Consider the following 24,855-nt stretch of genomic DNA (forward strand, 5'->3'; position numbering starts at 1 on the left):
CGGCGCACGTCGTTCAAGAGGAGAGCCATGACACCCGGCACCATGCGAACATCGGAAATAAGCCCACCTTCGATACCGCTGCGCGGCATGCGATTTCACGCGGGCAGCGGGCCTGCGACGGCTCTCGATCATCTGCGCCTGCTCGGCGCCGAACCGGTCACCGGCCGCGGTGACGCGCTGTTGCTGACCGCCCCGGATGATGCGGTGGTCGAGGCGCGAGTGACCTGGGGCAGTGCGGGCAATCAGGTATATGACGAAGCGACCGCGCAGGCCGCCGCGGGACTGATGCTGGTGCACGGCCGCCGCGACGGGTCACCGCGCGGTCTCGCGGTCGACTACATCGCTACCGCCACCGGAATCAGCACCGTGCAGGGGCTGCTCGCCGCCCGCATCGGCAGGATGCGCGGCGGATCCGTGACCGCCGTGGACGTTTCGGCCGACCGCGTCGCGCTGCTGACCATCTCCCAGTATCTGGCCGCCGCGTGTGCCGATGACGACGAAGCCATCGCGCTCGCACCCGGCGGGCCGCCGTTCACCACGGCCGATGGTGTTCGATTCGAGGTGGAAGCGCTCGATGTCGGCGTGTGGGCCGAGTTCTGGCGGGCCATGGACGCGCCGCAGGCGGCGTTGCGAAAGGGCTGGCGGCCGTTCCAATTCCGTTATGCGACGGCCTGCGCACCTTTCCCCGAGGACCTGCATCACACTGCCTCGGCGCGCACCTGGATACAGGTTCGGGCGGCGGCGGATGCGTCCGGAGCGGATGTGTGCCGACTGCACACCTTGACCGAGCGGGCCGCGGAGATCCGGACCGAGCCCGTGCTGCCGTGGGAATTGCTTGCGGGAGCCGAAAGGCGCACCGCTGGTAGCGGTTCCATCGGATCGACCGATCTTCCGCTGACGGGTTTCACCGTACTCGAGGCGGGTCGCCGCGTGCAGGCGCCGCTGGCGGCGCACCTACTCGGGCTGCTCGGCGCGAATGTCGTGCGGGTCGAACCTCCGGGCGGCGACCCGCTGCGCGGTATGCCGCCCACCTGTTCGGATATCTCGGCCCGCTGGCTGGCACTGAACCGCGGCAAAGACGCAGTGGAGATCGACATCAAATCGCCCGCTGACCGAAAGCGACTGTGTGAGTTGGCCGCTGACGCCGACGTGTTCTTACACAACTGGGCGCCCGGCAAGGCAGAGCAACTCGGACTCGGCGCCGAGGACTTGTCGGCAGTCAACCCCGGCCTGGTCTACGCCTACACCAGCGGCTGGGCGGATCGACTGGCCGACGCCCCGATGGGCACCGATTTCATGGTGCAGGCCCGCACCGGAGTCGGCGAGGCTGCTCGACCGGCCGACGAACCACCGCTGCCGTCGCTGATGACGCTGCTGGATGTGCTCGGCGGCATGCTCGGCACCGAGGCGATCCTGGCCGGTCTACTCACCCGCGAGCACACCGGCCGAGGTATGCGGGTCGAATCCTCACTGCTGGCCGCGGCGAACCTGCTGACCGCACCTGCGCTGGACCGGATCAGAGCCGGAGGTCAGCCGCGCCGCCCAGCCGGATTCCGCCGCCCGCTGCCCACCGGCGACGGTCTGGTGGCCGCAACCGATGAACACGCGAACGCAGCCACAGATTATACCGACAGGATTCGTGAGCTGGCCACCAATGACGCCATTGCCCTGTTGCGCGACAACGGCATTCAGGCCACGGCCGTAACCACCGACCTGGCCGACCTGCCCGCCGATCCCCGCTTCGCCGACGCCCTGACCACCGACGGGCATGGGGCCGTCGCGGTTTCGTCTGCTTGGAGGTTCCGATGACCGTCCTGATGCGCGACCTGGTCCCACACCGGCTACGCCGTTCCTGGGCCGCCGACGGCGCCTGCCCCGACCTCGATCTGTATTCGCTGTTCCGCGCGCACCGGTGCCTGGACCCACACCGCACCGCCGTCCTCGATGCCAAGGGCAAACTCTGCTACACCCGGCTCGACGTACTGGTACGGCGGCTGGCGACCGGGCTTGCCGCCGAAGGCATCGGCCCCGGCGACGTCGTTGGCGTGCAACTGCCGAATTGCCGCGAGGCCGTCATCACCGACCTCGCGCTGGCCGCACTCGGAGCCGTCGCATTGCCGTTCCCCGCAGGACGGGGCATACGCGACGCCGAATCGCTGCTGCGCCGCGCCGAAGCCGTCGCCGTCGTGGCCACCTCCGAGTTCCGTGGCCATGACCACGCCACCGAGCTGTCCGAACTGCGCACCCGGCTGCCCACGCTGCGGTTCGTCGTCTCCGTTGGAACCGATACTCCCGACCGCTGTCTCGCCTTCGCCAGTCTGCTGCGCGCCGATGGCGAGGCGTTCGTCCCGAATCGCCCCGATCCGGACGCCGCGGTCCGGATCCTGGTCTCCTCGGGGTCGGAAGCGGAACCGAAAATGGTGGCCTACACCCACAATGCGCTCTTGGGTGGGCGCGGGAACTTCATGGCTTCCCTGCTGCGCGACGGCGCACCGCCGCGCAGTCTGTTCTTGGTCCCGCTGGCCTCGGCGTTCGGCAGCAACGGCACCGCCGTCACCCTGGCCCGCCACGGCGGCGCACTGATCCTGCTCGACCACTTCACCCCGCAAGCCGCGATCGCCGCGATCGAACGCCATCGGCCGACACATGTGTTCGGCGTCCCCACGATGGTGCGAATGATGCTCGACCACAATGCTGCCGCCGCCGACACTTCCGCGCTGACAGCGCTGGTGCTGGGCGGGTCGCCGCTGGATCGGGCAACCGCCGAGGAGGCACAGCGGGCTTTCGGATGCCCGGTCGTCAACCTCTACGGTTCGGCAGACGGTGTGAACTGCCATACCGGACTGGTCGAGGACGCAGCGGCCACCGCGAGTCCCGGTGTCCTGGTGGGGCGGCCCGATCCGCGCGTCGCCGATATCCGGATCGCCCGGACCGAGACCGGCGAGATGGCAGCGGTCGGCGAGACCGGGGAGATCGTGGCGCGCGGCCCCATGACACCGCTGTGCTACGTCGGTGCTCCCGAACTCGACGCCCGCTACCGCACCGACGACGGCTGGGTCCGCACCGGCGATCTCGGCGTCCTCGACCCCGAGGGACGGCTGCACGTCGTCGGCAGGCTCAAAGACATTGTCATCCGGGGCGGGGCGAATATCAGCACCGCCGAAGTAGAGCAGCTGCTGGCCGCCCACCCGGACGTGCGCGATGTCGTGTGTGTCGGTGTGCCACACCGGGTTCTGGGCGAACAACTGGCCGCAGTGGTGGTCGCGCGCACCGATCGCCGCCCCGACCTCGCCGGATTGTGCGCTCACCTGCGGTCCCAGGGACTCGAACGCGGAAAACACCCCGAGTCCCTGCTGCTGCTCGACGCACTACCACTGACCCCGGCGGGCAAACCGGACCGCGCCGCGCTGCGGTCCCGACTCATCGCGGCGACAGGCTGAAACCAGCTGCGGGGCAGGCGCTTTCAACACCTGCCCCGCAACTGATCGCCACGATCAGGAGCCCGACATGGCCTTCTTCAGCGTGGTCGCGGCGTCGCGGTAGACGGTCAAAAGATCCAGGTCCTGACCTGGGTAGTTGACGATCGAGACCTGCTTGGCGCCCGAATCCGGCAACACCGCTCCGGTGGACATGTGCGCATTGTCGAACACGAAGTCCGGCTTCTTGGCCGCCAAACCGGCCAACTGCCCGGGAGTGACGGCTTCGGGTCCATAGGTGCCGACGATATCCGCACCGGCCAGCTGCGCGGCCCAGGTCGAAAAGACCTGTGCGACAACGGTCGGCTGCTTGCTGCCGGGCCATGCCGCCCGAATGTCCTTGCCCAGCTTGTCGTATTCGGCGGCGAACGCGGTCACCCACGGATCAGCATGGTCGGAGGTGCCGAATTCGGTGCCGAGCGACTTCACCTGTGCGGTCACCTTATCGGCGGAATTGTCGAGATTCACCTCGATCAGCTTCGCCTTCGAACCCGCCGCCTCCTTGATCTTGCCCGCGAACGGTTCGAACGACGCGTACAGCACGAAGTCGGCCTCGGCGACCGCGGTCAGATCCGACGGTTTGGGGTCGTAGTCCGGCGCGTGGTGCACCGACGCGGGCACGATGACCTTGACGTCCTCGATACCCGCCGCCTTGGCGAACGCCGCCTCCCACGCGGTGGTGGCGACGACCTTCGGTCGGTGCTGCCCATCGTGATGATCGTGCTCGTCATCGGTGCTCGAACAGCCGCCGAGCAGCACACCCGCGGCGACCGCGAGGCCGGTTGTCCAGGACAGGCCCGCGATCAATGAGCGGAAACGTGCCATGACTGTCTTCTCCGTTCAGGAATGAAGTGAACCGCGAGGGCGACCGCCCCAGCGGTGAGCACCAGGACCGGCCCCGGAGGCAGGTCGAAGGTGAGGGCGAGGAGGAATCCGACGAGGTTGACGGTGACACCGATGCCCATGGCCCAGAAGATGATCGAGGCCAGCGAATGCCCGAGCCGACGGGCGGCCAGGGCTGGCAGCAAGGTGAGCGCGTCGACGAGCAACGCCCCGGTGAGCCGGATCGCACCGGCGACCGCGACGGCCACCAGCACCAGCAGCACCAGAGTGAGCCGCCCCACCGCAACGCCGGATACCAGCGCCAATTCCCGATCGTGCAGCAGCAGCGCCAGATCGCGCCGTCGCCACCACAACAGCGCGGGAACCAGCACGGCCAGTACGCCGAGCACCACCACGTCCTGGGTCCGCACCGAGAGGATGGAACCCCACAGCAGCGCGAACGCCGCCGAGGCGTTCACCCCGGCCACCGAAAGCACCAGCAGCGCCGCCGCGATCGCCAGGCTCATCAGCAAACCCATTGCCCCGGACAGACTTTCCGGTGTGCGAGCCAGCGGGCTGATCCCGGCTCCGGCGACCGCGCACGCCACCAGGCCACACAGCGCCGGATCGAGACCGGCCAGCATGCCGACCGCGGCGCCGAGCAGGGCGACGTGCATCATCGCGAATCGCACCGGAATGATGTCGAGCCCGACGATCACCACCCCGATGACCGGTAGCCCGATCGAACCGAGTACCAGCGCCACCCCGGCCCGCCGCACCGGCACCAGCCCGAGCAAATCGCCCAGCTGAGCAGGTCCGTTCACGCCACCTCCCGCAACCGGCCCGCGGCCATTTCCAGCACCCGGTCGCAGCGTCGTGCCACGGCCCGGTCGTGGGTGACGACGACAAGGGTGACCGGCAACTCCGTGAGCACGTCGGCCGCCTCCTCCTGGCCCGCGAAATCCAGTGCCGCCGTTGGTTCGTCGGCCAGCACGATGCCGGCACCGGCCGCGACACAGCCGACCGCACGCGACAGGTGCATGCGCTGCAACTGCCCACCCGAGAGCGTGTCGAGCGGCCGGTCGACCAGCGCGCCGACGCCGAGCCGATGCGCCATCGCCGCCGCCTGCTCGCGGTTGCCGCTGCTGGCCAGCAGTTCACCGGCCAGCAATGGAAACCGGCCTGCGGCAGGGCATTGCGGAATCCACGCGCACACGCGGCGGCGGCGAGATATCTCGGCGGACCCGCGCCCGGTGCGGCCACCGACAACGATCTCACCCCGCACCGCGGTATGCAGGCCGAGCACCGCACGCAGCAGGGTCGTCTTGCCGGATCCGTTGGTGCCGGTCAACGCGACCCGCTGCCCAGCGCGCACGTCCAGGTCGATATCACTGACCACCTCGACGCCACCGTGGCGACACGACACCCCCACCAGGCGCAGATCCAACCCGCCCATCACACCACCTCCGCGAAACCCGCTGCGGCTGAACCGCGCGCACCTGGCGGTAGTCGCACCGAAGCGACTGTCGGTTCCGGGTCCGCCCGCCGGTGTCCATTGGCCGCCCGCAACTCGATGATCAGGGTTTCGCGTGCCCGCGCGACCCGGGAGCGGATCGTGCCGACCGGGCACCCCACCGTTTGCGCGGCCTCGGCGTAGGACAGGCCGAGGACCTGGGTGAGCACGAATGCCTCGCGCCGATCATCGGGCAGTGCGCGCAGCAGCTCGGCGATGGCCACCTCCTCCGGGAAATCCGGCACGTCGTGATCGCGGCGGTGCTGCTCCAGGGTTTGCTGCCAGTCCTCCACGTTCGCCTTCTTCGGTCGCGCCGCCGCGCTGCGGAACCGGTCGACAACCACCCGGCGGGCGATCGACAGCAGCCAGGTCCGCGCAGTGGATCGGCCGGCGAAGCGCGGCAGACTACCCATCGCCCGCAAGAACGTCTCCTGGGTGAGATCGTCGGCGGACTGGACATCGGTCAGATGCGCGACGAACCGCCACACGTCACGTTGGGTCGACCTGATGAATTCCGCCAGCGCAGCTCGGTCGCCATTCCCAGCGGCGATCGCGAGCGCGGTCAGTTGTTCGTCGGACATGATCTATTTCCGGATAGACAGACCCGATCGTCGGCGGAGCAGGAACCGCGCGAAAGAGTTCGCGGGGTCGAGAAAATACCGCTGCCAGCGCGCAGCGGTGAAATAATCGCATGCATTGTCAACAAATTTCGATTCGGCGATGCCGCATGGCATCGAAAAGTCCAGCCGTCATGTCGATTCCCCACACGGGCAGCGATCAACAGCCGTGGAAAAGGTCGAGATTCGCCGGCGCAGCGCACAACAGGCAGAAACCAGTACGGCACGCCGAAACGATTCCGGCAGCCGCGACGCAGCACTCAGGCGATCAGCCCGATCGGCGGCCCACGCCGGGCCATCACATAACGCAACAAGGCCCCGCGCAACACCGGCACCCCGGGATCGACGCCGACCACCGAACCAGGCACCGCATTGGTCACGCTCGAATGCACGAGCACCAACAGCAGCGGCACCACCATCCGCGCGTACAGCGCACGCAGCAGGGCGAACAGCGCCACTTCCCCGCACCAGAGCCAGACCGCGCACACCACCGCGGCCACGCTGTGCACGGCCATCATGCCCAGCGCGTGAGGATCCCCCGCAGCACCCGACATATCGTGGCCCCCGTGGCCACCCGCCACCCCGAACCACAGGTGCAGCACCACCTGCAGTCCCAGCAGCCCACTACCGATGGCGAGGATCCCGCGCTGACGGTCGGCCACCGCCCACGACACCGCCGAGGTCCCGGCGAAAGCCAGCAGCAACGCGGACGGCGCCACCGAATGGCGCGACACTTCCCCATGCCCGATGGCCGAAAGCAGAACGCAGATTGCCGCGAAAATCGTCGCACGTGTGACCCGCATTGCTGGGGACACGGGCGAACAATTCATAGCACCGTTCATCGTCGCACCCACGCGGTAACCAGTGCCCGGAGGGTGCCCGCGCACAGGACAGATTCATCCCATGAACCCATGATTGTGGACGGGCGGATCAAGAGCGTTTTACCGGGCCTTGCGGCGCGTGATCAGCGACCCGGCTCCGGCGATCAAGCCGACCGCACCGAGCACGATTCCGATAACGCCGAGCCACCGGGCCGTTGTGTCACTCGACGACCCGCCCGCCGAAGCCGTCGTACGGATGTCGCCATGATTATGCGTGCCACCGGCTTGCTTGGCGCCCAACGCCAGTGACGGGGCGGGATGTTCGGGCTCACTGGCACCGGCCGTGGTTTCCTGATCCCACTTCACGACCTGCCCGTCCGCGTAGGTCTGAACCGCGGGCATGGTGAGAGTGTCGGTGTCGGGCAAGCCGTTGGCGAGCACCGAGAACTGACCGAACTGACCGGGGCCGATCCCACCGCCGGGATCAGCGGTCCAGGTGATCGCGGTGACATTGCGGGCGCTGTCCTTGCTCGCCACGGCCCGCCAACCCGGCATCATCTGGGTATCGACAGCTGTCAACCCCGGAATCTGCACCACCAGCTCGACAGTCGCGCTGCTGGTGGCCGATTCGTTGGGCACCCGGAAAGTCAACACCGCCGAGCCGCCGCGCACGGCATCCGGTGACGATACCGTGACATGCGCCGACGCGGGCGCGGCCAGCAGAACCACCGCGAACGCCGCGGCGGCGCCGGTGAATGCGATACGCGAAATCCAAGAACTGTTCATCGACGAGATCGCTCCTTCACAGTAAGGAATCGAGCGCAACCGATAGTCGACTGACGACGTTAATCCTCTTTCGACCTCTGGTCACCGACAATCCGGATATGTCGTGCAGGACGGATTTCCTTTGCTGTCGAACAGGACGACCGAATTCGCGGTGCCAAATGGATATAGAGCAACAATCCCCCACACCGCGCAACGCATGTAAGCCGACCGGCGTGACGGACGGAGTTACCCCTCGCCTCGGGGCGGCTGAGTCTGCGATCAATTGTGCCCGCAACAGTTTCCGCGTCAGCCGATGCTGAACGGCGCACCCCACAGAACGGTCCAGGTAACGACCCCCTCGGTCTCCACCTCTACGTTCACAAAGGCGCGCGCCTGCGCGTAACCCGCGCATCCGCCCAGACCGATGGTCTCATCGGCCCAGGAGACACCCCCGCTGCCGCCACTGAACTGGTGGCGCCAGCGGTGCACCTCCTGGCCGAAGTCATTGGCCTGCTCGAGGTCGAGCAGGTGAAACGCCGTCGCCTGACCGGGACCGAGGGTCAGATTGCCGCCGGAGGTGGCACCGACGCCGGGCCTGATGTTCTTCCCATCGCTCCAATCCAAGGTGCCCTGCACGCCGCCGGATGCACCGCCACCAGCGATATCGACCTGGCAGCCGACGACATAGCCCGGGTCGATTCGGCCGCCCCGCACCCCGGGACCGGACAACTCGACCCTGGCCGTGCCCGACACCCACGCATTGCGATGCACTGGCGTCGCCCCCATCGACGGACTGATATTCGCCGACTCATCGGTCAAGGTGATATCGACGACCGTGCCATCCGACAACGTCTTGGTCAGATGCGCACCCGGCAGCGGCACAAAGGTGTCGGCATTCGCGGCGCCCACGGCGAAGAACCCGAGACCGGTAGCGATCGCGGCACTCATCCCGGCGACCCGGAGCACGGTCTTGCTGTTGATACTCAATGTTTTCCTCAACGTTGAATTCGCTGAAACGCGAAGGGAATGCGGTGAATTCGACCGACGTCAGCCGATGCTGAACGGCTGCCCGTAGAGGGTGGTCTTCGAGTAGTGGTCGCCGATGATCTCGACCACGGTGTACGCGCGCGCCTGCGCATAACCGGCACAGCCCTGAATCTCGATCTCGGCGTCCTGATACTCCACCGAATAGGTGCCCGGCTTCCGGATATCCTTGTAGTTGATCTGCACGAACTCGACCTCGCCCGGACCGAGCTTCAGCCCGATCGAACCGCCGAGACTGCCACCACTGAGATTGATCCCGCCGGAAACCCCCGCTGAAATCGCGTTATCGGCAATGCTCACCTGGCAGCCGACGATATAGCCGGTGTTGAGCTGCGAAACACCGTGCGTCGAGGAATTATTGGTCCCCACGCCACCGCTGGCACCGTTGCTCGGCCCGACTGTACCTTCCGGAGTCACCGACACCTCGGCGATCGCGTTGCCCGAGACCCACACTGTGCGCCCCGCACCATTGGCCGCCAATGACGGCGACACGATCGCATGCTCACCGGTGCGGCTGATCGTGACACCCGCACCCACCTTCTGCCCATCCGGCAACGAGACGAACGCATCAGCATTGGCGGCACCGCCCGCCCCCAGCCCGAACACGGTCACCGTGGCCGCACCCACCCCGGCGATGCGAAGACTTCGGCGCACACCGGCACTGTGCTGTTCTGTCATTGGTTCCTCATCAGGTTGTGCCACTCGGATTTCGGCGACGACACGACCTGCGCGATCCGCTGCGGCCCGACGTCACACCACCTGTAGTCGCGAGTTCGACGCGACAAGTTCCGACAGCAAATCTGTGGCTTACACCACCGAAATATGTTGGCACCAAACGGAACTGAACGGACCGCTCGCCCGACTACACACAGTTGGCCCCACTGAACCCAGCGTCTTTCGTACATATCGGGCGTTCGGCCGCGGCGATGACATGACGGGCGAACGACACAGATCCCCCCTCGCAACCAGCCCGAAAACCCCAACGTCCGGCCAAACGCGGCGATCAAGCACCTGGACATCGACCAGCGACCCGAGAGACGCACTCCCACAAGGGGACACACCATCGTGACAATCGGATCGAGGCACCGAATCGTGCCCCCGATCAAAGCGGCACATGCCGAATCGAACGCGGTGTGGTCGATGGCCATCGTCTGTGCGGCTGATGGTCAGCCGCACAGACTCTCGAGCCGTGGTGATTATCGGTTCAGGTTTCGGTAGCGGTGGATCGAGAGGGGGAGGAAGACTGCGGTCAGCAGGATGGGCCAGACGGCGGCCATGAGGGTGGCGTGCTGGGCGATCCAGGTGTGGTCGTCGCCGGTCGGATTGCCGAACAGGTCGCGGGTGGCGGTGGCGGTAGCCGAAAGGGGGTTCCATGTGGCGATGGCGCCGAGCCAGGCGGGCATGGTGGCAATGGCGACGAAGGGGTTGCCGAGGAAGCCGATCGGGAATTCGATAGTGCGTACCGCGGTAACGGCTTCGGGGTTGGCATGGGTCAGCAGCCCGAGGTAGACGCCGATCCACAGGAATGCGAAACGTAGGAGCAACAGCAGAGCGATCGCGCCGAGTGCAGAGCCGAGGCCGTGGTGGGGTCGCCAGCCGATGGCGAGGCCGCAGGCGACGAGTGCCGCGAGCGCGATGGTGGAGTTGAGCATGTCGGCGAGGGCGCGGCCGGCCATGATCGAGACGGCGGAGGTGGGCATGGACCGGAAGCGGTCGGTGATGCCGCGGGCGGCGTCGGCGCTGACGGCGACCATGCTGTTGCCGATGCCGAACACCATGGTCATCGCGAACATGCCGGGTAGCAGGAATTCGCGGTAGTTCCCGCCGCCGGGCACGGTCATGGCCCCGCCGAGCAGGTATCCGAACATGAGCACGATCATGATCGGGAACAGCAGGGTGTTGGTGACGACGACCCCGGGCTGACGGCGCCAGTGGGCCAGATCGCGGCGGGCGACGGTGATCGTGTCGGCGAGCACCCAGCCGAGCCGATGCAGCGGGGATCCGACGGCCGGTGCGGAGACGGTGGCGATCATGGGTGGGCCTCCTCGGCGACGGAGTCGGTACGGGGGTCGGTGAGGTGCAGGAAGACCTCGTCGAGGGTGGGCCGGCGCACGGCGAGATCCTCGACCGGGATGCTCGCGGCGCGCAGCGCGGACGCGATATCGCTGAGGGCGGCGACCGGGTCGTCGACCGCTGCGCTGGCTCGGCGGGTATCGAGGTCGACGGTGGGGGTCGCGCCGAGACGGGTACGGAGAAGGTCCGTGGCGGCCGACAGGTCGGCGGTGTGGTGCACGACGATGTCGAGGCGATCGCCGGCCATGCGAGCTTTGAGTTCGCGGGGGCTGCCGGTGGCCGCGACACGGCCATGGTGCATGACCGAGATACGAGCCGCGAGCTGATCGGCCTCCTCGAGGTATTGGGTGGTGAGCAGCACGGTCGTTCCGGTGGCGACCAGGTTCCGCACCGCCTGCCACACCTGGTTTCGATTGTGTGGGTCCAGCCCGGTGGTCGGCTCGTCCAGGAACAACACCGCCGGAGCGAGGATAAAGCTCGCGGCCAGGTCCAGTCGCCGCCGCATACCGCCCGAATACTGTTTCACCGGCTTGTTCCCGGTGTCGGCCAGACCGAACCAGTCCAGCAGTTCACCGGCTCGATGCCGCGCCTGCCGCGCTCCGAGATGGTAAAGGCGGGCGAACATCTCCAGGTTCTGGCGCCCCGACAGCGCCTCGTCGACCGCCGGTTGCTGGCCGACCAGCCCGATTCGCCGCCGAACCGCTTGCGGAGCGGCCGCCACGTCGTATCCGGCCACCTCGACCCGGCCCGAATCCGGACGGGTCAGGGTGGTCAGGATTCGCACCGCGGTGGTCTTGCCCGCCCCGTTCGGGCCCAGGAGCCCGTACACCATACCCGCAGGCACGGCCAGGTCGAACCCGTCCAGCACGTCGGTGCCGCCGTAGCGTTTGCGCACGTCGTCGCAAACGATCACGTCGCTCACTTCACCCTCCGTAACTCTATACAAAGTAGACAGATAGAAGAATAGTATGCGCTGTATAGAATTGTCGAGGGTGGCGCGGGCTCTACCGATGGAAGAGCGGAGATGACGCGACAACTGGTCACTGTCTCGGCCTTTCCCGACTGCGATCCTTCCTCTGCCGTCCCCTCCGCCAGTGGACCAGCCGGTTGGCGCGGTCGCTGATGCACTCGCATCGCGATTGCGTTGCGGGGAACGGGAATAGGCCCGCTTTGTGTGCGGCGCGCGCTCAGTTCACGGCGGTCGCCATCGCCGCCGGGTGGCCTGGAAGCCGACGCGGAAGTGTTCTTCACCAGCCGATTCGGGGTTGGGACGGCACTTGTCGGTGCCCTCACCTATCTTGGGCGCATCGTGATCGACCGGGAGGGAGAACGATGGCCTCGAATCCGAGTGCCACGCCGGAGGAACCGGCTTGGGAAAGCGCTTCTGTCGTGCGGGTTTTGCCCGCTGTCGCACCGCGCAAACTGAACAAGGTGCCGTTCGTGGAACTGGCCGATGGGCGCCTGCAGGGTGTGGTGTCGAGTGGCTCCGATATCTCACGCGTGTACGTGGCATCGGTGACCGCGGGGACCCATGGGCTGAGCTGTAGCACCAATAACAACCGGCCGTGCGGTGGGTTGAACCAGGGATGGGCCTGCAAGCATCTGGACGCACTCATCGATGAAGCGGTGCTCCAGTACGGGCAGGACCGGGTGGCGCGGTTCCTGCGTGTCGAGGTCCCCGAGGGCGCCCGACTCACGAACTGCCTCAACGGAACTCGTGACCCGGCTCCGGCCGCCGCGGTGTTCAGCCGGTTCCTGCGGCATCTGACCTACCTGGAGCTGCCGGGTAGCACGACGCCGATCCCGGAGCTGCACTGGTTTCCAGCGGGGGTGGGTCGCTGATGCAGGCTGTACAACTGGCCACGCTGGCGGATGCGCCCACCGGTGTCGCGGCGGCCCTGGACGCGGTGAGCGGCTTCGATACCGCGCTGGTCAACGGCTTCGCCCGGGTTTCCGAGCCGCAGAGCGCGGCACTGGCGGCGTTGGCCGCGGCCGTGGCGGGTTCGCCACTGGCCGAGGCGGTGGCGGCGGCGGTGTCGAAGGTGAGCACGGGGGCGATCGGCACGGATGAGCTGTCGGCGCTGGCCGCCGCCCGTGCCGCCCTGCTGGGTGCCGTGCACGACGCACTGGTCGACCAAGCCGATACGGCCCTGGGCCGCAATCGATCCGAGTGGACGGCCGCACCGGATGCCGCCGCCCCGAGCCCGCTCGCGGCGGGCTCTCGCGCCTGGCTTGGCGAACTGGCCATCGCCGGATGGCGCGGCGTGGACCACGACCTGGTGGCGGCCGCGGATCAGACCGTGGAGTCGCTGCTGGCCGACCCCGCGCAGCGACGGCTGGCGCTGCTGCTGGACGGCTTCACCGCCGAACTGGGCGCTTCCGCACCGATCGCCACCATGGACCGGGTGCCCGCGCGACGCTGGGCCGATCTCTGGACGCGCGCCCTGCTGCTGTCCTGGCGTGGCGCGGAATCCATTGTGAGCGAGTCTGTTTCGGGTCGTCTGCTGCCGCTGGGCGTGGACCTGCACGAGCACGGGACCGCAGTGCAGGTACAGGTGCACGGCGTGCTGGAGGTCGCGGGCGCACCAGCCCGCCGAGTACAGGTGTCGGTGGCGGCGGCCAAGGTGGACACCATTGTGGGACCGGCGGTTTGGCAGTTGCTGGGTACGCACCGGCAGTTGCTCACCGCGCTGGCCGAGCAACGCGCGCTGGAGCTCTCCGGCATGCCGCTGACGGCGACCGGTGACCTGCTGTGGGATGACGATCGGGCGAAGGCCGGGGAGGCCGCCGATCCGTTCGTCACCGCCACCCTGCAGTTGCCGCAGGCGCAGGCCCCGGCCGTCGCGCCGCTGGATCGCGATCCGGTGCACATTGCCGAACCGGTTCTGCTCGAGGGGTACCGATTCCGTGACGGTGCGCTGGAGTTGGGTGAGCAGCGGATTCGGGTAGAACTGGACGCGCTGCCGTCCGCCGGCCCGCTCACTCCGGCCGGGGTGACCGGCTCCAGCACCATGATCGGATTGCTGCGCTGGGATACCGGTGGCTGGTCGGTGCGACCGCTGGCCGTGCGACGCAAGGTCAAGAGCGCACTCACCGCCTTCCACAACGGTGATTGGGCGCTGGGCCCGACCGATCCGAAAGTCGCCAAGGCACAGGCCAAGTCGGGCGATACCGTGGCGGTGTTGCGTGAGCGCGCGGGACGGTTGCTGCGAAAATGACTACTGCATCGCGAAGCGATTCCACGGGGGTGGCGGTCGGGTGACGGGTGGGCCGAATCACGAGACGCGACGTCAGATCCTGTACTGGCGTCTCTTGGCCGGTGTCTTCACCGGCGATCAGCAACCGACGCTGGAACAAGCGAGTGCGGACATCGTCGACGATCTGGGATTGCCGCTGGCCGTGCTCGATCCGGGCATTTCCATCGACAATGTGGTGCAACGCTATCCGGAGATGAAGGCGGAGTTCGAAAGCCTCGACTTCGCCGAGACCGTCGACTCCACGACCGAGACCGTGGATTCCGCAGCCGAGAACGAGGCTGTGGCCGATTCGCCCCAACCCATCGCCGCGGCCGATGTCCGTACCGCCGCAATGGTTTCCAAGTTGCTGCTGAACGTCTTCGCTACCGGCTCCGGCCAGGTCAGCGCCACCCAGCTGGCGGGCTGGCAGTCCGATGCCAACTGGCTGCGCCGCAGCCTGGGCGAGGAGCAGGCCGGCACCGTGCAAGGCGTGCTCACCGGTCTGGAAGGCGAACTGGTGTCCCGCATGCGGCTGCGCGAAGTGCTGGCCGATCCGCACCTGGCCGCCCAGCTCACTCCGAGCATGTCGCTCATCGAACAACTGTTGCGCGACAAGCACAATCTGTCCGGCGTGGCCCTGGCCAATGCCAAGCGCCTCATCCGCCGCTACATCGACGAGGTCGCCGAGGTCCTGCGCACCCAGGTGCGCCAGACCAGCGTCGGCACCGTCGACCGCTCGGTCCCGCCCAAGCGGATCCTGCGCAACCTGGATGTGGACCGGACCATCTGGAAGAACCTGCCCAACTGGAACCCCCAGGACGAGCGCCTCTACGTCGACCGGCTCTACTATCGCCAGACCGCCAAGCGCACCGTCCCCGCTCGCATGATCGTGGTGGTGGACCAGTCCGGTTCCATGGTCGACTCCATGGTGAACTGCACCATTCTGGCGTCGATCTTCGCGGGCCTGCCCAAGGTGGATGTGCATCTCATCGCCTACGACACCCGCGCCCTTGATCTCACCCCGTGGGTGCACGACCCGTTCGAGGTGCTGTTGCGGACCAATCTCGGTGGCGGCAACGACGGCCCGGTCGCCATGGCCATGGCCCAACCCAAGATCACCGACCCGAAGAACACCGTGCTGGTGTGGATTTCGGACTTCTACGAGTTCGACCGCTCCCAGCCGCTGTTCGAGGCCATGGAGGCGGTGCACCGCTCCGGGGTGAAGCTCATCCCGGTCGGCTCGGTGAACAGCTCCGGCCACCAGAGCGTCAACCCATGGTTCCGTGAACGGTTCAAAAACCTTGGCACCCCGGTGATTTCCGGACGCATCCAGAAGCTCGTGCACGAACTCAAGAACTTTCTCGACTAGGAGACCAGCCATCATGAACGACGTTTTGCGCGCCCCCGCCGAGGTCAAGTACGCCGAGGAACTGGATTGGCTGGAGTCGGTCGACGACGGCCCCAAGCCGTTCGCGTGGCGGCTGAGCCCGAAGATGGTGCGACTGTTCATTCTCGGCTCTGAACGCGCCGACGGACTGGACCGCCAGGTGGAGCAGAAGTGGTTCGGTGACCGCAGTTTCGTCGAGCGCAGCATCGTCACCCTGGCCTCGGACCGGGGTCTGCTGCTCATCGGTGATCCGGGTACCGGCAAGAGCTGGCTGGCCGAGCTGCTGTCCGCGGCCATCAGCCGCAATTCCACGCTGGTGGTGCAGGGCACCGCCGGCACCACCGAGGACCACATCAAGTACTCGTGGAACATCTCCATGGTCATCGCCAAGGGCCAGTCGCGGGAGTCGATGATTCCGTCCCCGATCATGGCCGCCATGGAGCAGGGCGTGATCGGCCGCTTCGAGGAGCTCACCCGCTCCACCAGCGACGTGCAGGACGCACTGATCTCCATCCTGTCGGAGAAGTACGTCTCCATCCCCGAGCTCGACGACGACAATGTGGTGTTCGCGCAGCCGGGCTTCTCCATCATCGCCACCGCCAACAGCCGCGACCGGGGTGTGAACGACCTGTCCTCGGCACTCAAGCGGCGCTTCAACTTCGTGCGCATTCCGGTGGTGTCCAACAAGAAAAGCGAGGCGGAGATCGTGCGCTTCCGCACCGCGGAACTGCTGCGCCGTCATTCCATCGAACTGGAACTGCCGCCCACGCTGCTGGACATCCTGCTGGAGAGCTTCGCCGATCTGCGCGCCGCTGCGGCCGCCGCCACCAGCGACGACGACAAGCTGGAATCGGCGCTGTCCACCGCCGAGCAGATCGGCGTGCTCGAGGACGCCATCCTGCACAGCCAGTTCTTCGGTGCGAAGGAATTGGGCGCCGATACCCTCGCCGGTTCGCTGGTCGGATCCCTGGCCCGGCGCACGCCCGAGGACTTGGCCATTCTGAACAAGTACCTGCACGGGGTGGTCGAGCCACGCACCAAGGACAAGAAGGGCAATGCCGCCTGGGGCGAATTCCTGGAGGGCGGCCAGGCGGCGATCGCGAGGCTGTCATGATCGTCTCCGATACCCGGCCCACGCCGAATACCTTTGCCGCGCTGCGGGACCAGCTGGCGAACGCGGCCGTCGCGTTCGCCGGGGCGGCGGGCGACATCCTGGCGGGCATGGTCGACGATGTCGATCGGGCGCTGTCGGAGCGGCTGGAGATCTTCCCGGTCTGTCACCACTCGCCCGCCTCCGGTCTGGCCATGGTGCGGCGGCTGCGCGAAAAGCAGCCGAGCGTCATCTACCTGGAACTGTGCGAAGACATGCGGCCACTGCTGGACGAACTGCGCAACTGCCGGTTGCCGGTTGCCTTGCAGGCCTTCGCCACTGATATCGAGGGTTTCCCCGCGGAGTGGGCGCCGCTGTCGGTGGTCGCGCCGATCACCGAATCGTCGGCCGAATACCAGGCCATCGCCTACGCGCTCGATACGCCGGGCGTCGAACTGGTGCTGGTGGATCGGTCCACCGATCACGTCTTCCAGTGGGCTCCTAAAGAGGCGAAGTCGGAAACATCCGCTGACGGCGAGCAGCCCGAGGACGACGGCCTGCACGGCGAAGCGATCGGCATCGAAATCGGCGATCTGCGACCACGTTTCGCCGAGCTGGAAGAACACCTGCTTCACCACGGCAAGGTCCGGCACTGGTCGGAATGGTGGGACCAGTACGTCGAGCAGCCCCTCGCGGACGCCGACTACGACACCTACCGCCAGGTCATGGTGATGATCGGCAGCCTGTTCCGGCGGCTGCGGCGCGGCAGCACCGTCGAGGACGAGGACCGCGAACGGTACATGTGGACCCGCATGCGGGAACACTTGTCCGCCAACGACATCGATCCGGCACAGGCGTTGTATGTGTGCGGCGCAGCCCATGCGGCCAGCCCGGTCGACCAGTTCGGGATAACTGCGTCGGAGCCGTTCGAGATCTCGCCGCGCTCGGCCACGAAATGGCACTACGGGCTGATCCCATCCAGCCACTCCGCCATCGAGGCGCAGTTCGGGCTGGCCGGCGGCGCGGTGTCGATCGCAGCGGCCACCTGGGCGAAGGGATTGCGGCGCGGCAGATTGCAGTCGTTCCAGCTGGAAGGCCAGCAGGGGACGAAGAAGCGCGCCAAGACACTGCCACTGCTCCCGGCAGAACCGGAAGCCGAAGTAGCGGACCGGCTTTCGGGCTTCCTGTCCCGGCCGCCGGTACTCGACCCACTCGATGAGGCCGAACTCCTGGAGTGGTCGGTGGATATCGTCCGGCTGGCCCGGCGCAATGGCTACCTGGCCAGCACCGCCGACGCCATTGCGATCTTCGAGACCTCGATCCTGCTGGCGGGCTTGCGCGATCGCGCCCGTCCGACGCCGTACGACTTCCAGGACGCGGCCGTCACCTGCCTCGAGAAGGACCGGGTGCCGGGGCGACGCGATGTGCGGCGGCTGTGCGAAATCCTGCTCGGCGGCGACCGCATCGGCCAGGTCGGATACGCGGCACTGCCGCCGCTGGCCCGCGATGTGCTCGACCGGCTGCAACCGCTGGGACTGGACCTGTCCAAGCGGACGCTGCAGCGCGCGCTGCTGGACCTGAAGGTGAATCCGGACCTGCGGCCATGCTCGGATCTGCTGTGGCTGCTGCGCAGGTTGCTGCCGCAGGATGCGCTGCGGCCCATTATGGGTTCGCGCGGACTGGGTGAGACCTCGATCCAGGAGAGCTGGGATATCAGGCTCGGCACATACCAGCGGTCGCTGGTGGAGCTCGGCTACGAGGGCGTGTCGGTCGAGCAGGTGCTGGAGCAGCGCCTGCGGCGTGCGGTCGACGCACCGGACACGACGGCGGCGGTGGCGCTCGGCGCGGTCGAGGACGCGCTGGTCTATCTGAAATCGGTCCGGCTCGCCGACGAGCTGGGGAATCGCGCGGTCGAACTCCTCGCCGCCGAACGAACGGTGGACGACGCGCCCGTCGTGCTGCGGCGCATCCGCGTACTGCTCAACTACTTCCGCTCCACCGAAGCCGGCCTGCCGACGTGGTGCGAACGGTTCGTGACGGCCGGGTACGCGCACTACTGCACCCTGCTGCCCACCGCCTTCGCCGCCGAGGAGACCGGACCGGCGCAGGTGGCGGCCATGCTGGGCTTCCTGTTCGGGATGGAGAATCTGGCGTTGACGCTGGGCTGCGATCACACCCAGCTGGAACTGGCTGTGCTGCAATCGCATCCGGAGGCGCCTGCCAAGGTGGCCCTGTTGTGGGCGGCGCGGTTCCAGCTCGGCATGCTGACCATGGCCGAGCTGCGCGAGCGGTGCGACGGGATGCTGGCCAATCCGCTGGTGCTGCCCATAGTTCCGCAGTACGTGAGCGGTTTCGTGCAGGCCATCGACCCAGCTCCGGCGCTGAAACCCTTTGTGGTGGAGCTGTTGTCGAAGGCCTTCGGCACGCTGCCGGACGCGGTGCTACTGCCATGGCTGCCGAAGCTCATCACCACCCTGAAGGACCAGGCGGGCGACCTGATCCCGGGACTGGTCCGGGAAGCGGGCCGCACCTTCCCCGGCGCACTGCCCGCCGTGGACACCTTCGTGCCACCCTGGTCGGTCGAATTCACCACGGCCGCAATGCCGGTGGCGGCGGCGCCGCGCGGGCCGGTCACCGAACTACTGGCCGCCCACCCCGCCGCCTGCGACGCGCTCGCCGGACTGCTCGGCGTCGAGGGCGGCTGGCAGGAGGCCGGAAACCGCGAGGTAACCGGTTTGCTCGACCGGTTCCCCACAACCGCCGCCGCACTGGCGGCGCAGCTCGGAGTGTCATCCGCGCGGAGCTGACGCGGGCCCGGCCGGTCCGTCCCCGAAATGGGCGGCCGGGTGGCCGCCGAACTGGCCCAGCCAATACACCTGCCCCAGCTGGGACTGGCCCGCCGTCGACTGATCGCAGCGAACCCGACATTGCGAACCGGCCTCGTCCGCTGAACGCGAAGCCGCCTCTGTGATAGTCGGCAGGACCGTGCGATTAGCCGACGCGCACAGCCAGTGGGACATGCGCGTCCGTGCCGTCACTTTTCACCGATGCGGGCGGGGCTCGGCGTCACAACTGCAATGACCAACATCGTTCGCGCACGGTTCGAAGTCTGTCCGACGGCGGCCAGAGCCTCTTCCCCGGCCCGTGTTCGGCGAGGTTCGGCAACACGCTCTATGATCGACACGATGATGATTCCTTCTGATCGCAGATTGGGGGTCCCATTCGTCCAAGGTGAGTGCTGATGCTCACTGCGAAGACGAATGCGGACGATTCCCGCCCTTCCTTCTGGCCGCGCGTGCGTGAGTTCGCCGTGCCGCCCGCCATGATCGAGACCGCTACCGCTCGGCGTCATGCCGGCGATTGGGCCGGGGCCTGTGCGGCCGCTGGTTTCGATGTCGATGTCGATTTACGTTCTATAGCAAGAGCTTACGGCCGGGAGTTGGTGGCCCAGGTCCGGTCCGATCTCCGGCATTTGGCCCCAGATCTGCTGCGCTGGCACCTGCCGAGGGTTGCTCCGGATGGTTTGCTCCGGCCGGGGTTGACGATCACGCTAGCTCGTTACCCTGGTGGCAGAGCCGGTTTCGTGCATCTAGTGGTCCGTACCGCGCCGGCTTGGGCGGATGCCGGGCAGCGGATCGGCCTCGCGGTGTGGGATGGGCCCGGCACCGCAACCGGCTCGCATCCGCATCCCCGGCCGGACCGGCGATTCCGGATGGACCTGCACCGTCACCTCTGGGATGCGCGCAGGGCCGATGAGCTGGGGATACGGTGTGGAGCCGAACCTGGCGCCGACCGGGCGGCGCTGGACCCGGCTCTGCTGGAGATTGTGCCGCGGGATCGCGGCTACGCCGTTGATCGCTGGGGCGCCGAGGCGAGAATTCTGCTCGATTCCGAAGGGTTGCAGGAGAATACGTTCCTGGTGCGGCTGGGTGCCCGGCAACGGGTGATCGCCGAACTGGGGCCTGCTGGCTTGCGGCTCGCGGCTCGCGGCAGCGTATCCGGCCGGAGCTGTCTCCGCGCTTCCGGTGCTGCCCGACGCCGCGACCCGGCAACCACCCGACCTGGAACTGCTTCGCACCGGTGTGATCTCGCTCGATCGTCTGCATCCGCTGGTTGCCGCGGCGCTGGTGCCGGGCTATTCGTCGAGCGAATCCGTCTGGGGGCCAATCCAAGCGGAGCGAATACACCTGGTGGAGTGCGGCGGCGAGCAACATCGAATCGGCTTGGTCGACGGTGCGCTGTCCGCGCTGGACCACGACCCGGGCGAGATCCGGCGCGAGGAACTCCTAGCCGCCCTGACCGGCACCCCGCTGCCCTGCTTGCAGGCCATTGATCAGGCACATCGCCAACCGGACTGCCTCACAGGCGTTCGCGAACGTCTCGCACACGGTGATACCGCCGGCGCGCTCGCCGTTGTCGAAGGCATGCTCGGTCCCGAGGCGATCCTGCGTGACGGCGCTCTTCGGGACGAACTGGCAGCCACCGCGCAACAGCGAATCATGTATGAGCTCTATCGATCCGGCCTGTCCGAACCGCAACTCGCCCCCAACTACCCCGGCGCTCGCCGTCCACGAGATCGCCGCGCGCACCCGCGCAACGCGACGAGCTACTAACCCTGTCAAAGCAGTGCGCTCCGCAGCGAGGCAACTGCTTCCCGATCTTACGACTACCGCGCACAGCCGCGCGGCACGACCGACCAACGGCCCGCGACGGCGCGACTACTTCCCACCGTCGTATCCCGTTAATCCCCGACAACACAAGGTGATTCATATGTCTGCTTCTGTCACGGCCTCTGCTGCTCACACCTCCGCGGATCACGCTTCCCAGCTCGATATCGCCGCTGATCTGCTGACACTGCTCGGCGAGACCACCACCGAACCGCGCCCCAACACCCAACTGGAGGCCCTCACCCTGGCGGTGGCCGCTGACCTGCCGGTGCTGCTGTGGGGCGAGCCAGGGATCGGTAAGACTGCGGCCCTGACGCAGCTCGCCGAAGCCCTGGATCTTCCGCTGACCACGGTGATCGCGAGTGTGCATGAGCCGTCGGACTTTTCGGGTCTGCCGATCGTTGGCGACAACCCGTCGGAGCACGGTGTTCCGATGGCGCCACCGGACTGGGCGGTGCGATTGGTCCGGGCGGGCCGGGGGCTGCTGTTCCTCGACGAGCTGTCCACCGCGCCGCCCGCCGTGCAGGCTGCCCTGCTGCGGCTCGTGCTGGAGCGGCGGATCGGTTCACTGAAGCTGCCGCCCGGCGTCCGGATCGTGGCGGCAGCCAATCCGCGCTCGTCGGCGGCCGATGGATGGGAGCTGAGCCCGCCGCTGGCTAATCGGTTCGTGCACCTGCAATGGGTACACGATCACGATGTGGTCGTGCGGGGTCTCGGCGGCACCTGGCCGCACGCGACACTGCCGCAGCTCGACCCGGAAAAGCTCACGGAGGCAGTGGCGTTCGCGCGTCGCGCGGTGTGCGTGCTGCTCGCGGCGCGCCCGAAGCTCGTGCATCAGATGCCGAGCAGTGAAGCGCGCCGGGGTGGCGCCTGGGCTTCGCCTCGCAGTTGGGAGATGACGCTGCGGCTGATCGCATTCGCCACCGCTGCGGGGTCTTCCAAGGATGTGCTGTCGCTGTTGGTCCGGGGCACGGTCGGGGATGGCCCGGGTTTCGAGCTGCTGACCAGCCTGGGCCGGATGGACCTCCCGGACCCCGAGACGCTGCTGGCCGATCCGGCGGGCGCTGAGCTGCCCGAGCGCGGGGATCTGCGCCAAGCCGTGCTCGACGGTGTGGTCGCGGCGGTGCGTAAGCGCCCGGAGCGATCCCGCTGGGATGCGGCGTGGATGCTGCTGGTCCGGGCGATCGAAACCGGCGCGCCGGATCTGGTGGTCGTCCCCGCGACCACGCTCGCCACACTGCGCCAGGGAAATTGGGAGGTGCCGGCGTCGATCGAGAAGCTGGCGGGCGTGGTGTCGGTGTCGCAGCGCGCGGATCGCGCCGCCGATCTCGTGCAGGCGGGCCGATGACGGTGCCGGCAGCGGTTCAGAAACTGGATCTGGAAAAGCTCTTTGCCGCCCGGCTGTACGCCGTCCGAGTCCGGCCTTACCTGGCGACCGCCCTTTTCGCTCTGCATATCGTCGAATCGCGCCGCGTCCCGACGATGAGTGTGGACCGGTACTGGCGCTGCTACGTTTCGCCCGCGTTCGTGGACAGCATGCCCGTCGAGGAATTGGCCGGGGTCTTGGTGCACGAGGTCTCGCACCTGCTGCGCGACCATCACGGCCGTGGTGAGCGCTTCACCCGCGAGCACGAGCTGAGCGGCCCTGGGGAACGGCTGCGCATAAATATCGCCGCAGATTTCGAGATCAACGACGACATCTTCGGCGACGGACTGGTCCGCCCGGACGGCGCGATCCTGCCCGCCGACATCGACTTGCCCGCAGGCAAACTCATGGAGGAGTACCTGCAGGAATTCCGGTTCGCAACGTACACGCCGGGCATGGCGTGGCTCGATTGTGGCAGCGGCGCCGACGGCCTGGAACGCGAATGGGAGCTCGGGCCGCTCGGCGCGGACGGCCTCAGCGAACAGGAACGCGACGGCGTGCGCTTCCGGGTGGCGCAGGGCATCATCGGCCGCCCGGGCAACGTGCCCGAAGGATGGCGGCGCTGGGCGCAGGAAGCATTCCATCCACCGCAGCCGTGGCGCGACCTGCTCGGCGCGGCACTGCGCGCGGCCGTCTCCGCGCCCGGGGTCGGCGAGGACTACACCTATGGCCGGCCCGCGCGACGCTCGGCCGGTGTGCCCGGCGTCATCCTGCCGAGCCTGCGGCGCACGCCACCTCGCGTCAGCGTGATCATCGATACCTCCGGTTCGGTCAGCGACGCCGAACTCGGCGGCGCTCTACTCGAAGTGACCGCCATCTGCCGCGCGGCGGGCGGCCGCCGCGACCTGGTCACCGTGTTGTCCTGCGACGCGGCCGCCCGGATCGCGCACCCGTTGTGCGCGGCCGAAGGCATACCGCTGGTGGGCGGTGGCGGAACCGACCTACGCACCGGCTTCGCCAAAGCCCTTCGCGCCCAACCCCGCCCGGACGTCGTCGTAGTCCTCACCGACGGTCAGACACCCTGGCCCGAGGCCAAGCCGTGTTGCCGCACCGTCGTGGGCCTGTTCCGCCGGGCCCCTTCGTGGAGCGAACACGATCCCGGTTACGTTCCTGACAGACCACCGGCGTGGGCGCGAGTCATCGAAATCGGCTAGCTGATCACGCGGTGTGCAGGTTGCGGCTGCAGAGAACTCCGAAACTGCCGGAGCGTCGCCTGCTGGAAATCGCGCGGCCTTTCAGGCTGCCTCACGAGCCGGACGAGTAGAGCGATAACCCCTAGCCTTGATCACGCTGCCGAGCCAGCCATTGGGCACCAGGCCACAGAACGCACTCTTCTGCCGCTGCGCAGGCACACAGGAACTCGTGCGTTTCCGGACGCTTCGGATCAACGCGCCCATCGGCCATCCTGGAGGGTCCGATACAAACCAGAATGCAAAACCATAGGGTTTCCGTGGGGTTGGGCCAAATGAGACAGGTCAGACCCATCCACCGCGGCGGGACCACGGGCCAGTACGGGGTTCGGCGTGACCATCAAATCGGTCACAGCAGGAGTGGCCGTGATGACCGAAATGCGATCGGCCTCGGTCAGGGAGGGGGCGAGTTTTCACCCTGGGGTGGGTGTTGCGCGATCCGTTCACAGACGAGGATTGATCCTGTGCACGTCGTGATCGATACCGCGCCCAGGGAAGTGATGCAGATGCCTCTTGCTCGTCCCGGGACCGAGTCGCGGTCAGCGAGGCCGACCTCTGCCCCGCAGAACTCGGCCTCGAGCCACGAATCGATCCCCCGGAGGCCGGGCGGGCGAATGTGCTCGCGTGCCTGGCGCCGCATCCTGTTGTCGATGACCATTACCGGCGGACTGATGCTGTTCGGCCCCAGCGTCTTGGGGATGTCGGGGTCGCTGCCGCTACCGGCACTA

The 24,855-nt window shown here is 67.5% G+C and carries 20 protein-coding genes; 10 read left to right on the plus strand and 10 right to left on the minus strand.

The features are described 5' to 3' along the window. Window positions 1-27 precede the first annotated feature (27 nt). The gene (locus tag AB0J29_RS20595; RefSeq protein WP_364788272.1) at window positions 28-1,809 is read left to right on the plus strand and encodes a CoA transferase; all 1,782 of its coding nucleotides are present in this window, start codon (window positions 28-30) and stop codon (window positions 1,807-1,809) included. Beyond that, the gene (locus AB0J29_RS20600) at window positions 1,806-3,440 is read left to right on the plus strand and encodes a class I adenylate-forming enzyme family protein (RefSeq protein ID WP_364788275.1); all 1,635 of its coding nucleotides are present in this window, start codon (window positions 1,806-1,808) and stop codon (window positions 3,438-3,440) included. The genes AB0J29_RS20595 and AB0J29_RS20600 overlap by 4 nt, the downstream gene beginning before the upstream one ends. 54 nt (window positions 3,441-3,494) lie before the next feature. Here AB0J29_RS20600 and AB0J29_RS20605 read toward each other — a convergent pair whose 3' ends face one another. From AB0J29_RS20605 to AB0J29_RS20650, 10 genes are all read right to left on the minus strand, one after another. Beyond that, window positions 3,495-4,301: a zinc ABC transporter substrate-binding protein gene (locus AB0J29_RS20605; RefSeq protein WP_364788279.1), complete on the minus strand. Its 807-nt coding sequence runs from the start codon at window positions 4,299-4,301 to the stop codon at window positions 3,495-3,497. Beyond that, window positions 4,280-5,122, minus strand: coding sequence for a metal ABC transporter permease (locus AB0J29_RS20610; protein WP_364788282.1), 843 nt, complete (start codon window positions 5,120-5,122; stop codon window positions 4,280-4,282). Before AB0J29_RS20610 ends, AB0J29_RS20605 begins: the two co-directional genes overlap by 22 nt. Beyond that, window positions 5,119-5,754, minus strand: a complete 636-nt coding sequence (locus AB0J29_RS20615; RefSeq protein WP_364788285.1) for an ABC transporter ATP-binding protein — start codon at window positions 5,752-5,754, stop codon at window positions 5,119-5,121. Before AB0J29_RS20615 ends, AB0J29_RS20610 begins: the two co-directional genes overlap by 4 nt. After that, window positions 5,754-6,392 (minus strand): sigma-70 family RNA polymerase sigma factor, encoded by a 639-nt coding sequence (locus AB0J29_RS20620; protein ID WP_364788288.1) that lies wholly within the window; start codon window positions 6,390-6,392, stop codon window positions 5,754-5,756. Before AB0J29_RS20620 ends, AB0J29_RS20615 begins: the two co-directional genes overlap by 1 nt. Before the next feature lie 296 nt (window positions 6,393-6,688). Further along, window positions 6,689-7,243 carry a hypothetical protein gene (locus AB0J29_RS20625; RefSeq protein WP_364788291.1) on the minus strand — a complete coding sequence of 185 codons (555 nt, stop codon included), beginning with the start codon at window positions 7,241-7,243 and terminating at the stop codon, window positions 6,689-6,691. 126 nt (window positions 7,244-7,369) lie between these two features. Then, on the minus strand, window positions 7,370-8,035 hold the full coding sequence (locus AB0J29_RS20630) for a YcnI family protein (protein WP_364788294.1): 666 nt from the start codon (window positions 8,033-8,035) through the stop codon (window positions 7,370-7,372). 285 nt (window positions 8,036-8,320) lie between these two features. Continuing rightward, window positions 8,321-8,962 (minus strand): MspA family porin, encoded by a 642-nt coding sequence (locus tag AB0J29_RS20635; RefSeq protein WP_364788430.1) that lies wholly within the window; start codon window positions 8,960-8,962, stop codon window positions 8,321-8,323. A 99-nt stretch (window positions 8,963-9,061) separates the two neighbouring features. After that, window positions 9,062-9,736, minus strand: a complete 675-nt coding sequence (locus tag AB0J29_RS20640) for an MspA family porin (RefSeq protein ID WP_364788297.1) — start codon at window positions 9,734-9,736, stop codon at window positions 9,062-9,064. Window positions 9,737-10,254: 518 nt separating this feature from the next. After that, on the minus strand, window positions 10,255-11,091 hold the full coding sequence (locus AB0J29_RS20645) for an ABC transporter permease (protein ID WP_364788300.1): 837 nt from the start codon (window positions 11,089-11,091) through the stop codon (window positions 10,255-10,257). Continuing rightward, window positions 11,088-12,053 (minus strand): ATP-binding cassette domain-containing protein, encoded by a 966-nt coding sequence (locus AB0J29_RS20650; RefSeq protein ID WP_364788303.1) that lies wholly within the window; start codon window positions 12,051-12,053, stop codon window positions 11,088-11,090. Before AB0J29_RS20650 ends, AB0J29_RS20645 begins: the two co-directional genes overlap by 4 nt. Window positions 12,054-12,463: 410 nt before the next feature. On the opposite strand from AB0J29_RS20650, the gene AB0J29_RS20655 reads away from it, so the two are divergent. The 8 genes from AB0J29_RS20655 (at window position 12,464) to AB0J29_RS20690 (ending at window position 24,091) form a co-directional block, all read left to right on the plus strand. Then, window positions 12,464-12,973, plus strand: a complete 510-nt coding sequence (locus tag AB0J29_RS20655; protein WP_364788306.1) for a hypothetical protein — start codon at window positions 12,464-12,466, stop codon at window positions 12,971-12,973. Further along, on the plus strand, window positions 12,973-14,349 hold the full coding sequence (locus AB0J29_RS20660; RefSeq protein ID WP_364788309.1) for a hypothetical protein: 1,377 nt from the start codon (window positions 12,973-12,975) through the stop codon (window positions 14,347-14,349). Before AB0J29_RS20655 ends, AB0J29_RS20660 begins: the two co-directional genes overlap by 1 nt. 40 nt (window positions 14,350-14,389) lie before the next feature. After that, window positions 14,390-15,736: a VWA domain-containing protein gene (locus AB0J29_RS20665; RefSeq protein ID WP_364788312.1), complete on the plus strand. Its 1,347-nt coding sequence runs from the start codon at window positions 14,390-14,392 to the stop codon at window positions 15,734-15,736. A 13-nt stretch (window positions 15,737-15,749) separates the two neighbouring features. Further along, window positions 15,750-16,868 carry an AAA family ATPase gene (locus AB0J29_RS20670; protein WP_364788315.1) on the plus strand — a complete coding sequence of 373 codons (1,119 nt, stop codon included), beginning with the start codon at window positions 15,750-15,752 and terminating at the stop codon, window positions 16,866-16,868. Then, window positions 16,865-19,651 (plus strand): DUF5682 family protein, encoded by a 2,787-nt coding sequence (locus AB0J29_RS20675; protein ID WP_364788318.1) that lies wholly within the window; start codon window positions 16,865-16,867, stop codon window positions 19,649-19,651. Before AB0J29_RS20670 ends, AB0J29_RS20675 begins: the two co-directional genes overlap by 4 nt. Before the next feature lie 1,218 nt (window positions 19,652-20,869). After that, complete coding sequence (locus AB0J29_RS20680; protein ID WP_364788322.1) at window positions 20,870-21,457, plus strand: hypothetical protein; 588 nt, start codon at window positions 20,870-20,872, stop codon at window positions 21,455-21,457. A 157-nt stretch (window positions 21,458-21,614) separates the two neighbouring features. Then, window positions 21,615-22,859 carry a MoxR family ATPase gene (locus AB0J29_RS20685; RefSeq protein ID WP_364788325.1) on the plus strand — a complete coding sequence of 415 codons (1,245 nt, stop codon included), beginning with the start codon at window positions 21,615-21,617 and terminating at the stop codon, window positions 22,857-22,859. Beyond that, window positions 22,856-24,091: a VWA-like domain-containing protein gene (locus tag AB0J29_RS20690; protein ID WP_364788328.1), complete on the plus strand. Its 1,236-nt coding sequence runs from the start codon at window positions 22,856-22,858 to the stop codon at window positions 24,089-24,091. The genes AB0J29_RS20685 and AB0J29_RS20690 overlap by 4 nt, the downstream gene beginning before the upstream one ends. The last annotated feature ends 764 nt before the right edge of the window (window positions 24,092-24,855 follow it).

Source organism: Nocardia sp. NPDC049707, from assembly GCF_040674855.1.
In the GTDB taxonomy this organism is placed as follows: domain Bacteria; phylum Actinomycetota; class Actinomycetes; order Mycobacteriales; family Mycobacteriaceae; genus Nocardia.

Excerpts from the sequence above, each read along its gene's own strand:
- AB0J29_RS20595 (WP_364788272.1), top strand. The coding sequence starts at position 28 with ATGACACCCGGCACCATGCGAACATCGGAAATAAGCCCACCTTCGATA.
- AB0J29_RS20600 (WP_364788275.1), top strand. The coding sequence starts at position 1,806 with ATGACCGTCCTGATGCGCGACCTGGTCCCACACCGGCTACGCCGTTCC.
- AB0J29_RS20605 (WP_364788279.1), bottom strand. The coding sequence starts at position 4,301 with ATGGCACGTTTCCGCTCATTGATCGCGGGCCTGTCCTGGACAACCGGC.
- AB0J29_RS20615 (WP_364788285.1), bottom strand. The coding sequence starts at position 5,754 with ATGGGCGGGTTGGATCTGCGCCTGGTGGGGGTGTCGTGTCGCCACGGT.
- AB0J29_RS20620 (WP_364788288.1), bottom strand. The coding sequence starts at position 6,392 with ATGTCCGACGAACAACTGACCGCGCTCGCGATCGCCGCTGGGAATGGC.
- AB0J29_RS20630 (WP_364788294.1), bottom strand. The coding sequence starts at position 8,035 with ATGAACAGTTCTTGGATTTCGCGTATCGCATTCACCGGCGCCGCCGCG.
- AB0J29_RS20635 (WP_364788430.1), bottom strand. The coding sequence starts at position 8,962 with ATGAGTGCCGCGATCGCTACCGGTCTCGGGTTCTTCGCCGTGGGCGCC.
- AB0J29_RS20640 (WP_364788297.1), bottom strand. The coding sequence starts at position 9,736 with ATGACAGAACAGCACAGTGCCGGTGTGCGCCGAAGTCTTCGCATCGCC.
- AB0J29_RS20645 (WP_364788300.1), bottom strand. The coding sequence starts at position 11,091 with ATGATCGCCACCGTCTCCGCACCGGCCGTCGGATCCCCGCTGCATCGG.
- AB0J29_RS20655 (WP_364788306.1), top strand. The coding sequence starts at position 12,464 with ATGGCCTCGAATCCGAGTGCCACGCCGGAGGAACCGGCTTGGGAAAGC.
- AB0J29_RS20660 (WP_364788309.1), top strand. The coding sequence starts at position 12,973 with ATGCAGGCTGTACAACTGGCCACGCTGGCGGATGCGCCCACCGGTGTC.
- AB0J29_RS20670 (WP_364788315.1), top strand. The coding sequence starts at position 15,750 with ATGAACGACGTTTTGCGCGCCCCCGCCGAGGTCAAGTACGCCGAGGAA.
- AB0J29_RS20675 (WP_364788318.1), top strand. The coding sequence starts at position 16,865 with ATGATCGTCTCCGATACCCGGCCCACGCCGAATACCTTTGCCGCGCTG.
- AB0J29_RS20685 (WP_364788325.1), top strand. The coding sequence starts at position 21,615 with ATGTCTGCTTCTGTCACGGCCTCTGCTGCTCACACCTCCGCGGATCAC.
- AB0J29_RS20690 (WP_364788328.1), top strand. The coding sequence starts at position 22,856 with ATGACGGTGCCGGCAGCGGTTCAGAAACTGGATCTGGAAAAGCTCTTT.